The 12201-nt window shown below is 59.7% G+C and carries 6 protein-coding genes and 1 pseudogene; 4 read left to right on the forward strand and 3 right to left on the reverse strand.

Annotated elements, in window-relative coordinates; translation table 11 throughout:
- Positions 1-8: 8 nt before the first annotated feature.
- From CIT37_RS04600 to CIT37_RS04610, 3 genes are all read left to right on the forward strand, one after another.
- The gene (locus CIT37_RS04600) at positions 9-1952 is read left to right on the forward strand and encodes a ribonucleoside-diphosphate reductase subunit alpha (protein ID WP_014490246.1); all 1944 of its coding nucleotides are present in this window, start codon (positions 9-11) and stop codon (positions 1950-1952) included.
- Positions 1943-3016: a ribonucleotide-diphosphate reductase subunit beta gene (locus CIT37_RS04605; RefSeq protein WP_014490245.1), complete on the forward strand. Its 1074-nt coding sequence runs from the start codon at positions 1943-1945 to the stop codon at positions 3014-3016. Before CIT37_RS04600 ends, CIT37_RS04605 begins: the two co-directional genes overlap by 10 nt.
- A 287-nt stretch (positions 3017-3303) precedes the next feature.
- Complete coding sequence (locus CIT37_RS04610; RefSeq protein WP_014490244.1) at positions 3304-3561, forward strand: hypothetical protein; 258 nt, start codon at positions 3304-3306, stop codon at positions 3559-3561.
- A gap of 744 nt (positions 3562-4305) precedes the next feature.
- On the opposite strand, the gene CIT37_RS04615 is transcribed toward CIT37_RS04610, so the two are convergent.
- From CIT37_RS04615 to CIT37_RS04625, 3 genes and pseudogenes are all read right to left on the reverse strand, one after another.
- Positions 4306-4899, reverse strand: a complete 594-nt coding sequence (locus CIT37_RS04615) for an outer membrane protein (RefSeq protein ID WP_011082835.1) — start codon at positions 4897-4899, stop codon at positions 4306-4308.
- Positions 4900-6192: 1293 nt separating this feature from the next.
- Positions 6193-6444: a DUF7662 domain-containing protein gene (locus tag CIT37_RS04620; protein WP_014490241.1), complete on the reverse strand. Its 252-nt coding sequence runs from the start codon at positions 6442-6444 to the stop codon at positions 6193-6195.
- A gap of 3239 nt (positions 6445-9683) precedes the next feature.
- Positions 9684-9980, reverse strand: a pseudogene (locus CIT37_RS04625) (integrase core domain-containing protein); the annotation flags it as partial.
- 767 nt (positions 9981-10747) lie between these two features.
- Here CIT37_RS04625 and CIT37_RS04630 point away from each other — a divergent pair.
- Entirely contained in the window at positions 10748-11029 is a 282-nt protein-coding gene (locus tag CIT37_RS04630) for a DUF3892 domain-containing protein (RefSeq protein ID WP_370057846.1), read from the forward strand.
- The last annotated feature ends 1172 nt before the right edge of the window (positions 11030-12201 follow it).

Below are 12201 nucleotides of genomic sequence, written 5' to 3' on the forward strand. Positions count from 1 at the left end.
GGTTGCCGATGTCGGCGTCTTACGATTTCGATCAGTATGGTCATCTCATTGAGCTGCCGAGTGTGCGGCAGCCCTCAGCGCAGGCAAAGCCTACCACACCTGAACTGTGTCTTGTGCAGCCCCCAGCATTGCCGGCTCCCCTGCCGAGGCCCCCCGCGCGATCGCCAACTCCGTCTGACCTTTCGCTCGATCGGTCGCGCGACGACCTGCTGACCTCGTTTGGTAGGCTGACGCTGACCGACCGCTATCTGCTCGCCGGCGAAGGCCTCCAGGACATGTTCGCCCGAGTGTCTTGCGCCTTCGCGGACAATGTTGCGCATGCCCAACGTCTATATGATGCGATGTCTCGGCTGTGGTTCATGCCGGCCACACCGGTGCTCTCCAACGGCGGCACGACGCGCGGCCTTCCGATCTCGTGCTTCCTTAACTCAGTGTCGGACTCGCTCGAAGGCATCGTCGGCACCTGGAACGAGAACGTCTGGCTTGCTTCCAATGGCGGCGGCATCGGCACCTACTGGGGTAATGTTCGCTCAATCGGCGAGAAGGCGAGGGGCGGCGTCACCTCGGGCATCATCCCGTTCATCCACGTCACGGACGGCCTCACGCTGGCGATCAGCCAGGGCTCGTTGCGGCGCGGCTCGGCGGCGGTCTATCTCGATATCCACCATCCCGAGATCGAGGAGTTCCTCGAGATCCGCAAGGCGTCTGGTGACTTCAACCGCAAGAGCCTCAACCTACATCACGGCATCAACGTCACCGACGAGTTCATGTGTGCCGTGGGCGCCGGCACCGCATTCGCTCTGCGCAGCCCGAAGACTAACGAGGTCGTCCGCGAGATCGACGCCCGCCAGCTGTGGCAACGCATCCTTGAGAACCGGCTGCAGACCGGCGAGCCTTATCTCTTGTTCATCGACACCGTGAACCGTGCGCTCCCCAAGCACCAGCGCGAGCTCGGCCTCGAGGTCTCGACCTCCAACCTGTGCAGCGAGATTACCCTGTCGACCGGCATCGATCATCGCGGCGAGGAGCGCACCGCGGTTTGCTGCCTGTCGTCGCTCAACCTCGAGACCTGGGACCAGTGGAATGAGGAGCCCGGCTTCATAGAGGACGTCATGCGCTTCCTAGACAACGTGCTCACGCACTTCATCACGGTGGCGCCGGACGGAATGAAGCGTGCCCGCTACGCCGCCCTGCGCGAGCGCTCCGTTGGCCTCGGCGTCATGGGCTTCCACTCGTTTCTCCAGGCCAAGGGCATTCCAATGGAGGGTACCTTGGCCAAGTCATTCAATCTGAACATGTTCCGAAAACTCCGTCGCGAAGCCGACGCCGCATCCGTGGCGCTCGCTCGCGAGCGTGGCCCGTGCCCGGATGCCCTGGAACGCGGCGTGATGGCGCGCTTCAGCCACAAGATCGCAATCGCGCCGACCGCCTCGATCAGCATCATCTGCGGGGGCACCAGCGCCTGCACTGAGCCGATCCCGGCCAACATCTACACCCACAAGACGCTATCCGGCGCCATCTCGGTGCGCAATCCGCACCTCGCTAAGGTGCTGGCCGCGAAAGGCGCCGACACCTCGGCGACCTGGGAGTCGATCATCGCGCACGACGGATCGGTCGCCCATCTCGACGTCCTGTCGGAGCACGAGAAAGCGATCTTTCGCACCGCCTTCGAGATCGACCAGCGCTGGATCGTCGAGCTTGCCGCCGACCGCGCCGCGTTGATTTGCCAGAGCCAGTCGATCAACCTCTATCTGCCGGCCGACGTCGATAAGTGGGACCTCCACATGCTGCACTGGACGGCGTGGAAGCGTGGGGTGAAGAGCCTCTACTACTGTCGATCAAAGTCGATCTCGCGCGCGGCGTTCGCCGGCAAGATTGCCGGGGATGCAACGCCGACGCAGCAGCCGGCGCGGCAGCGCACCGACTATGAGGAGTGCCTCGCATGTCAGTGATCGATCTATCGCGCGCCGATCCGCGCACGTTGATCGGCAAGGGACGCGTCGGCCTCCTTGACTCGACCGGCAGCTACGACGTCGATCGCTATGCCTGGGCTTACGAGTTCTGGAAGCGCCAGCAGCAGACCCACTGGATGGGCGAGGAGGTGCCGCTCGGCGCCGACCTCAACGACTGGGCTTCGGGCCGCGTCACCGACAGCGAGCGCGCGCTGCTCACCCAGATCTTCCGTTTCTTCACTCAGTCGGACATCGAGGTCGGCGACAACTATTTCAAGCGGTACATTCCGATCTTCCAGCCACTCACCGTCCAGATGATGATGGCCGCTTTCACTAACATGGAGACGGTTCATATCGACGCCTATGCCCTGCTACTCAAGACGCTCGGTATGCCTAAGACCGAGTTCGAGGCATTCCGCGGCTATGCGCAGATGCGCGCCAAGGCGGACTACATGCACGAGTTCGGCGTCGACAGCGTGGCGGATGTCGCCCGTACCCTGGCGATGTTCGGCGCCTTCACCGAAGGCATGGCCTTGTTCGCCAGCTTCGCCATGCTGCTCAACTTCCCACGCCACAACAAAATGAACGGCATGGGACAGATCGTAAGCTGGTCAGTGCGCGACGAGAGTCTCCACTGCGAGGGCATCATCAAGCTATTTCACGAATGGCACCGCGAAACCGGCGCGGTGACGCGCCCCGTCCGCGACGACATTGTCGACGTAGCCAAGACCATGGTGAAGCTGGAGGAGAACTTCGTCGAGCTCGCCTTCGGCCTTGGCAAGATCGAGGGGATGCTGCCTGAGCATATCCACGCCTACGTCCGCTACGTCGCCGACTGGCGACTGGCCCAACTCCGGATTGCCCCGGTCTTCGGCTTCTTCGAGGCGAAGGAGGGCGGGTTCACCCAGCTCAAGGCGCATCCGCTGCCGTGGCTCGTCGAGATTCTCAATGGCGTCGAGCACGCCAATTTCTTCGAGCAGCGCGCCACGGAGTACTCCAAGGCGGCGAGCCGCGGCAGCTGGGACGGCGAAGACGGGGTGTGGGCGACTTTCGGCCGTATCTAGCCCATTTTATTCATGCTAGCGGCATTGACAGCGGCAGGCGCCGATAGTCGTCGCCGTCACCCGCCAGCATGACAAAGGCATAGAACCGGACCTCCTCATCGTGGCGTCTTGATTGCAGCGCGACAAAGCCGGACACACAGATGGTTTGTTGGGTTAAGCCGGTACATGCGCTCCATTGCTGATGGCGGCTAGGGTTTACAGTATTTCCGCAGGTCGGTGAGGTGGGTCTCGTCAACCACCTTCATGAAGTCAATCAGCGCAACACGGCTACGCCCTTGAGCAGACGAATGTTCTCGATGATCGCCACGGCCGCCCCCCTCTTAGGGCTAGAGGGGATTACTATCACGCAATCGGAAGTTGTAAAGAGGGGCAACCCTGTCAAAGGGGGTCATCTTCATTGCAGCCCGGTCGGATCAGGCAAACCGATTTGTTCTTCATCCCCCTTCGCGTTTGATTTCGTCGCCGACCCACTGGCGGTCTTCCTCGGCCGTGGCTTCGCGGAGGTGATCTACTACGAGCAGACGCTGGCAATGCGGCTCGGATGACAGCCGCGTTTCTGTCCTAACACAAGAGTTCCGCTTCAGCGCTGCCGATCCACCTCTCGAGATTTTGCATCCGCTCTCCGAGGCGCTCCCAATTGATCCGCGCCAGCGGGGGTTCGGCAGGCTGATCGGGCGCAGAGATCGGCAGCGACGATGACGCAAGCCATCACGTCGTCGACGTTATGTCCCACCCTCGCACGAGCGCCGCTTCGACCGCTCGTCGGCCTTTCGTCCGAGGTGGCCAGTGCGGCCTCGACCTGGTCGACCAAGTCGTAGCACGAAGGTGCGCCCGGCTCGCACCTCGGCTCGCATTTCAGTGCGCTGCCTGTGCGATGAGCGTGCTGCGGCCGACCGGAACGATTGTAATCGATGACCTGTGTCTCCCTAAGCGAGGGCCGGGTTAACTACGACGGTCGACAAAACTATTTTTTGCCTCATCATTCTCCGACGGCCGGAAAGCCGACGGTGATGCAGGTGGAGGCACGGGGCCGGGAAATCGGCGCAGCCAGCCACTAAGCGGCTGGCGTTCGACCACGGCAGCACGCTTGAGTTCGCCGCGATCTCGCCGTGGCGCTGCGTCATAACCAGATCAGCCAGATTCCTTTGAACCACGCCTAACCAGCTCGAGCCGATGTACCGACAAGAAGCCGATAGCGCTATTGATGCGAGTCCCTGTTGCCAAGGTTTCTATGCCGCGATGCGGCTCAGGATATTGGTGCGAACCCGCGCCATTTTGGCGAAGATCGATCAATAGGTCGTGGCGATCACGCCACCCCACCGGTAGTTCACACGGACCAAGCCGATATCGACGTCCTGACCGATACGGGCAGTCCCTGCAAAAGTGCCCACCGGAACACCCACGAGTCCGGGTGAAAAAAAGAAATCCACATCCCGACGACCCATGAACAGGTGGTCGTATTCAACGCCGATGGACCAGTTCGGAGCAAAGCCAAATTCAAGGCCCGCCCCTACCGTGCCGCCCCAACGAGTTTCGCTGCCGTTGTCGATAGTGAGCCCGGTCGCAAAATCGGAGACCCGGTATTTGTCACGGACGACTGCAGCCCCACCTCTTACATAGAGCAGCACGTTATTCCAAGCATAGCCGACTTGGCCCGTGAACAGGCCGAATGCATCAAGCGTGGAGTCATCCCGGACGCCTGCGAAAGCAAGGTTCGCGTTGGAGCCCTTGAAATCGGCCCAATTGCCCTGCGTCTCCAGACCGAACACCGAGTTCGCTATTTGCCAGCGGTAGCCGATGTGACCGCCCACCGTGCCTCCCGTCGCATGATGGCGCCCCATGCCAACGGGCGGAGCGACGACCACGCCGCCGGCGTTGACCACGTCCCAGCACTGCCGACGTAGAAGCCGCTCCAATCATAGATCGGAATGACCGCCGGAGGCGCTTTGAAGTAAGGCCGCGCGGCCGGATCAACGGCAGAGGCAGGAGCAGCCAGCGTGTTGAGGGCTACCGTGCCCGCTAGCAATTTTTTTATTCTTCTGAATCCCAGTTTCGAATTCGACGCCCCCGACGGGATATTGACGACGATTGCCACGTTTCCGCCACCTCCATCAACTGCAAGGGTTGGTAGTTGACGGGGTCGCAAGCGCCGCCTGAGCGGCCGGTCGATGGGCAAAGTGCATGTCGGGTCGGTCGCGGATGCTGTCCGCCGACTGTTGATTAAGTGGCTTGACCCGAAAATGTCTAATCGCGGTTACCCGTCCTGCGCGGCTTCGAGCACATCAGCATGACAAGAGTCAGCGCATCGACAGCGAGTCAGTTTCCTGATTGCAGCTGCTCCGCGTGTCCTCGTTCCGCCCGTATCGACCGTTCGTCGGCCATTGGATGCAAGTGTTCCCGCTTACGGCGAAGCTTCGACGGACGAGCCGCATTCAATCCATTTCGTTCCGGGCGGACGATGCATCCGCAGTAAGACGGAGGCGTGTGTAGGGGCCGGCGATAAGGCTCGGCGCCGCATCGAGTTAAGAGTCCAGAATTTCTTGCTGCGGCTGGCCTTCTCGATCACGGCCAGTACCCTCTTCGATACATGAAATTTGAGCCGCGAAACAGGCCGAGCGACATCCCGAGAACTGGCTATTCCAGGAGCTCTCACAGAACTCCCAGCCGAGTTCGGTATTGAACGACTGCGCTCGGAGCGGCCGACTACGGCACCCATCTCCAACAGCCACGTGAGCCGGTTGCTGGAAGACCGGGCGCCGTGTCGTCTTCGCCTTCATCGTCACCGAGTTCGATGCAGAAGCTGCAACGGCGCAGTTCGGCAAGGTCGCCGATCCGCTCCGTCCCAAACTCGAAGCGGCGATGATCCCTGAGTGCGCTCTCGCGCATCCGAAGCTGAGCAAAGGCGTCAAACGAACGGCGCCTTCGAGAGCTATCGCACGCTCGATCCCGTGGCTCTGCTGGCGGAGATGAGGGACGCCAAGATCGAGCTCGGCACGCGTATCGGCGCCCGGCCGCCCCTTGCTTGCTGCCAACGGAGGGAGAGGCTACTGCGATAAGAAATATCATGTCTTGTCGATACGGGCTTAGTCGTGTCGCGTGATCATTTTCATTCACGACGCATCCTCGATTGTCGAATTAGCGAACCAGGTTCAAGGCATTCGCTTTTGCGGAAAATGCTACCCCCTGCGCCGAAATGTTACTGTCCGCTGCAATCGATTTGGTTCGGCTTGATACCCCGGAACTGTCCACGCAAGGCTGTGACTGTGATTTGTTTTGACGGGGTCTTCGTTGGCCCACCACGCATCATATTCATACGCTGATTTCGGGAGGGAGCGACCGATAAGCATCTCGATGTCGGCAAAGGTCATCTTGAGCGAGGCAGAGCTGTTTGCGACCAGCTTGTCTCTCAAAGGGTTATAGATCGACATCGGGCTCCCCCATCCAACGATCTCATATTATATAGCCAATCCGGACTTTTCGTCACCAATTGCGGATTTTGTCCGATATTTGTCGGTTTTCGTTCGCAGCGGCACTGACGCCGCCGCGACATCATGTCGAGCAGCAGCCACGTCTGCGCCGAAGGCAGGCGGACGTACCACCTTTTACGGCCCTGAACATCGGCCTGAGCGGCTCTCGAGCAATGAAGCTACCGAAACGATATAGCCTATCCGGAGACTTTCGTTCATCTCGATGTGTTAGGCCCGCTGGCATTGGCATATGTTCGAAGAAAAGCGCGAAGCCGTGCCTGCCATTGAGATGCCGGTTTCGGCTCTTGTGCTACAGCATCGCAAGTGGGCCGCCGGTCGGGTGGAGATATCCTCCGGTGGCCCTGACGGTCAGTTTCAATGCGCTGTCATGCTTTTAAGCGGCTAGCGTGGCCGCCATGGATCCGACAGGTGCATGCAGACGCTCGCCCCGCAGCACAGGGGAATTGCGGCTTTACCAGAATTAAGCAGCGCCTCGATGAGGCGACCCAAGCCCAGCAACAGGAACGCTGGTGCTTGAAATCGCCCTCAGGCCTCGGAGCTTCTCGGCGGCGCTCCAACTACTGAGAGCCTCGTGTGTTAGATACGTCGCGGCCAATTCATTCCAGGATCTCACGACCTGATTCCAGCTCTCTTTTCGGGCGGGCAAGAGCTCAAGCATCCTTTGCGCCTTGCGGGCAGCGGCAAACCTCCCGTCTCGCGTAGCGTCTTTCAGAATTCTCCGCACCAACACTTCGGTTCGCTTCCATCCGGCGCCCGTCGATCTATCCTCGGCCAAGGAAGCGAAGTACACTCGAAAGGTCAGGGCACGTTCGGCGGCGATGCCCGATGCCAAGCTTGGCTCGTTCAACCATCGGTAAAGAGACTCGAGCTGCTCCGAGTCGCCGAGCGTGAAAGTGTCATCATCCCCGAAAACCAAGAATGTCGCGAAACCGGCGATCTCAAGTTGCATGCCCAAATCTTGTGAGTCCAGCCAACGGGTGATTGCTTCTAGTGGAGACATAGCTTTGCTCTCCTGTGGGGTTGATCGCGATTCAGCCCGGAGGACACCGCGCGGGTCAACTACAAGAATTTGTAGCTGACGGAAATAAAGAGCTGTCAGGCGTGCCGCCGCTATGGTGTTTCTGCATTGAACGGAGGGATTTCCGAAGGACGGCTGAGCAGCGCCACCCCGCGCCGACGACTTGCAAATTCCGAGCCTCGTTACTCCAAGAGGCGCTTGTTCGATTGGAGAAGATTCGGCGGCTTGCGATATCCGTTGGAACATCAAGGACGAGCCCAACCCCGACCAGCTCGAAGGAATTGACGCTCTGAAGCACGGTCGCTAGGGCAAGGTTGTAATCTTTGAGGCGATCAGCGAACATGACGGATGTGCGGATTGACACTTCGACGTGGGAGCGCGAGTACGGGAAGAAGCCAAGCGGGCGCCGCTATCGGCGCTTCCGGATCATATCGCCCAGTATTGCAGTCAAAGACTATTAATTAAGAACGGAGATCCCAATGACGTTCCCCAGGGCGTGCAGGGGGGCAATAGAAAGGGCGCGGCAACGCGGTTCGGCTCAAATCGTGCTGCTACCGTGAGGGACCCTGACGAGTTTGACGATCGAACGCATGTTTTCCCGAGGGCTGAGACGGAACAAGAGCTTGGGATCACGGTCATAATGGAAAAGTGGATCGTCTCCCAATCCGTCATCAATCCAGCCTTTGACTCTAACGAGAGAGAAAAGACTGGCTAGCAGCTAGGCGACATCTCGCTCTCGACACTCGATCTCGCCGATTGCAGCCGCGATCGCTCGTGAATAAGGGAAGCGACCAAGGCCCGGCAGTTGGTCTCCCCGGTCACAGCAACAGTCCAGCCCTATCACTACAAGGCGCTGCTCCTTCCGAGCCCACCAAATTCGGTAGTTGAGGCGACCGCGGCAGATTTGCAGAGTAAGGCCATCTGTCGATCACAGGGGCGAGGCCGGAGCAAGCTTTATGGCTGGCGTTCAATACTTCGTGTCGCGCCATAAAGGCCGGTGGAAGGTTGCGCTCAATTTTGAGTACTCCGGCCCCTACGCCACTGAGGAAGAGGCGACCGCGTCGCCGTCGACGCCGCGGCAGGGCACGTCGCTCAGGTTCTCGTTCAAAGGGAAACCACCAATTTAGAATCGAGTGGACATATGGCCACGACCCATACCCCCACCAGCCAGCTAATCGCTGACCACATGAGATCGGCGCCGACCTTTCCCGCCACGCCCGCCCCGCAACACCAAAGCGCGTGGCATCAGCAGGGCGGAATCTCACACCGAACACTTATCCACTTTCCGACCGCGCTTCTGAGGCCGGCCCTGTCGAGCGCTGCCGTGCCAGGTTCTGCAGCGGGCGTGCCCTTGGTCTGCGTGGGGAACAAGGCGTTCGTCGCAGGTCAACAAGATCGGCGGCGTCAGCGACGCCAGCATCTACAAATGGAAGGCCAAGTTCTTTCAGCGTCGAGCCTTGCAACGGAAGCGCGCGGTTTCGTCGCGCCTAGAGTAGAATATTAACATTGCAACCGTCTAGGTTGTGTGCGACCATAGGCTTGGGTCTCAGAAACCGAAGACAGCATCAGTGGCCATCAATGGGCCAGCGTGCTAACAGCCCCGTTCGGCGGGGACGGTGCGCCCGTGTCCAAGGGCACCCCAAAAGCACATTGGCCGGTCACGATTACGGTTTCTGAACCCCGGCAGCCAGTCCGCTACCGGCATCAGAGCTAAAAGCAAAATCCATGAACCATCAGCGAATCTCGCGCCGCGTCGTGGCGATCGCTCGCGTCTGTAGTCTCGAAGTTCTGCACGACAACGAAACATCTCAGCAGAGGGCCGACCGGTTGATGGCACCGCACAAGCGGGGCAACCGTTGTCCGTTGTCAAATGATTTGAGGCTGATTAGGCGGCTGGCGAAAGGAGCGTCGGGCTCCTCAGGGGCTAGAGTTTAAGCGGCCTGCACTCGATGCTGCAAGCGAAGGTTGCGTCTCATCGGCGCTATCCTGCTCGAGCGGCGCCCAAGTTGAGCACCCGCAAGCAAGAGTCGCACGGGCGCATGTCCGTCGTCACGACGATACCCAAGGAAAAGGCGAAGGGGTTTGTTCGCAGGCTCGCTGAAGCTCTTTCCGGCAATCATAGTCAACGGCCCCGGGTTTGCCGGAGGCCATTTGGTTTAAGTTATGCCGCCTTGGCTGGTTGTTCCAGCATGGCGTAGTAGCGTTGCTCGGCTTCGGCCGGCGGGATGTTTCCGATGGGCTCCAGGAGCCGCCGGTTGTTGAACCAGTCGACCCATTCGAGAGTGGCGAACTCGACGGCCTCGAAGCTGCGCCATGGCCCGCGCCGATGGATCACCTCGGCCTTGTAGAGACCGTTGATGGTTTCGGCAAGAGCGTTGTCATAGGAATCTCCGACGCTGCTGACAGACGGCTCGACGCCAGCCTCAGCCAGGCGCTCGGTGTACTTGATGGATACGTACGTTAAAGTGCTGGTCAAGAAAGCTGACGTTTCATCGAAATGACTTTGGCTACCCTACAGGACATGAATTGCCGGAGAGCTGCCTAGTCGAACTCCTTCGCCGCTGATGTTCACGAGTTTAAGTAGGCCTTGTTGACCAGACCGTCGCCGAAGACCGGGGCTGACCGCCTTTGTCCCCGAGAGAGTCGTGCGGCACTCAACCCTCCCACTCTAGAAGCGCGCGTATGCGTGCAGCGATCCGCCGCGCGTCGTTCGGCCTAAGATTGGGCTTCACGCTGTCGAGGATGCCTAACACTGCCCGAGCCTCCTCGGCATCAAATGTCGCGACTTGGCGATCTGCCAGGCTCAAAGACTGATCGGCCGCCCGGGCCTGATTGGCTGTAAGCACCTCAAGCGCTTGCGACCGTAGGGCCGTGATGTGCCGCTCGAATATATGCATCCTTTGGCCCCATGGTTGGGAGTTAGCGGCCACGTGGCTCGGCGCTCAATCTGAGAGAAGAAGAAGCGCTGTCCCTACCACGCGCGCCGCTAACTCCACCGCCAGCTTCGGGAGGGAAGAAGGCTGTCGGTAGGATACATCCACCGCAAAAAGCCGTGGCACAACTACCAGAACTGGTTGCCGCATCACAGTCACGGTCGCCTGGCAATGGGGGCGCGACTCGGCGCCGAGAAGGATGCAAGGCAACCTACTGGGATTGGTCGGCACACTAACCCACGGCCGAGGTCCACACTGAGGCTCTTTTTTCTTGCAGATGGGAGAGACCCGAGTGACCAGCCGCATACGAATTCAATGCATCAACAAGACTGACAGGCAGAACCCTCACGAGCGAATCAAAAACGTTGGCGGAGTAAACCCGGACGGGTCTAGGTGGAAGCAATCCGTCGATCACACGATCAAAGAAATCGAAAACGGTGTATGGGAGTTCTATGTCGAGGAAAAGCGCACGGCCGATGTGATTGTGGCCGTCCACAACGGGCACAAGTACATCAAGACGAAGGCCGACGGCATTCAACCGGACAATTTGCTTTCACTCCCTGAGTGCCCCTAATTGTCGCAAGGATAAAGTTCATTGGCGATCCGGCTGATCAGTAGTATAATTTTGATAGAGCGCCTCCCGAGAGTCACTTGAAAAGGTTGGACGTGTACGCTCCTATCTGCCAGCCTTCCGTTCTGAGGTCAGCCAGGCTGGGAGCGGATCGCTCGATGCGGTCTCCCCGGTAGGCAGACCGGACGCCCGGTCCAGATACCAATCAATCGCCTTGCGATCCCAACGCTGAGTGCCGGGGATAGCCTCCGGTACCAAGCCCTTCTTAATCCACGTGTTGAACGCGTCCTTGGAGCACCCGCAATAGGCGGCTGCGTTGGCCTTAGTGAGGCCCCGAGGTGCGATCTGATCGGCGCGTAGTATCCGCTCCGAACGTCTCAGCTCTGCGGGCGAAGGTCTGTCACGCTGATGATCACCGTCCATTTGGACCTATGGTAGAAGTTAGCGGCAACGTGACTCCGCGCCCGAGCTGGAATGAGAGGCGCTGTCCCTACCACGCCCCGCCAACTTCAACATGGCCAGCGTCAAGCGACTGAAGCTGACGGCGGAAAGTATCGTCCGGGAAAGCCCGTGGCGCAACTACCAGGACTGGTTGCCGCCAGACGCTTGGGCGATCAGTCTCAGCGACCGGAAGCAACGCGGGCACGGCTCGGCGCCAGGTCAGGATAAGAATCGGGCGTTGTCCCTACCGCGCCCGCGCTGCAATTGAGATTAGCGGTGACGTGACTCGGCGCTCTAGCCCCCTCGCGTACACCGGGGCACGCACTGTCCCTGCCACGCGCCGCTAAGCTCAATGGCTGAGTATTCGGGCTAGCTTTCCAAAAGCTGACAAAGATCCGCGCGGAAAATTTACAAACGAAAAGCGGCCCGCTTGGGCCGTTCAAAGCTCAATCTGTTGTGGGCAATCATGCAGCCACGCAAAGACGCTCGCTAGACTGTAAGGCCGTGCGACTTCATGGCCGTCAAGCTTAATGGGGTGATCTTCGATAAGATAGAATTGCCCGTCGGCTGTTCTGACCATCCGATCTCTTAGCTCAAACCACACGCCCGTCGGCCACCTTTTATAGGATACTCGCGTCGCGAAATGGACCGCTTCAGCAATGTCCCGCGCGCGCAAATGCCTTAAAGGCTTAGCCTTTGGTGCCATGATTTCCTCGTCGGCTCAAGAGCCGCGC

This window comes from Bradyrhizobium ottawaense, assembly GCF_002278135.3.
GTDB lineage: Bacteria > Pseudomonadota > Alphaproteobacteria > Rhizobiales > Xanthobacteraceae > Bradyrhizobium > Bradyrhizobium ottawaense.

Excerpts from the sequence above, each read along its gene's own strand:
- CIT37_RS04600 (WP_014490246.1), top strand. The coding sequence starts at position 9 with ATGTCGGCGTCTTACGATTTCGATCAGTATGGTCATCTCATTGAGCTG.
- CIT37_RS04610 (WP_014490244.1), top strand. The coding sequence starts at position 3,304 with ATGTTCTCGATGATCGCCACGGCCGCCCCCCTCTTAGGGCTAGAGGGG.
- CIT37_RS04620 (WP_014490241.1), bottom strand. The coding sequence starts at position 6,444 with ATGTCGATCTATAACCCTTTGAGAGACAAGCTGGTCGCAAACAGCTCT.
- CIT37_RS04605 (WP_014490245.1), top strand. The coding sequence starts at position 1,943 with ATGTCAGTGATCGATCTATCGCGCGCCGATCCGCGCACGTTGATCGGC.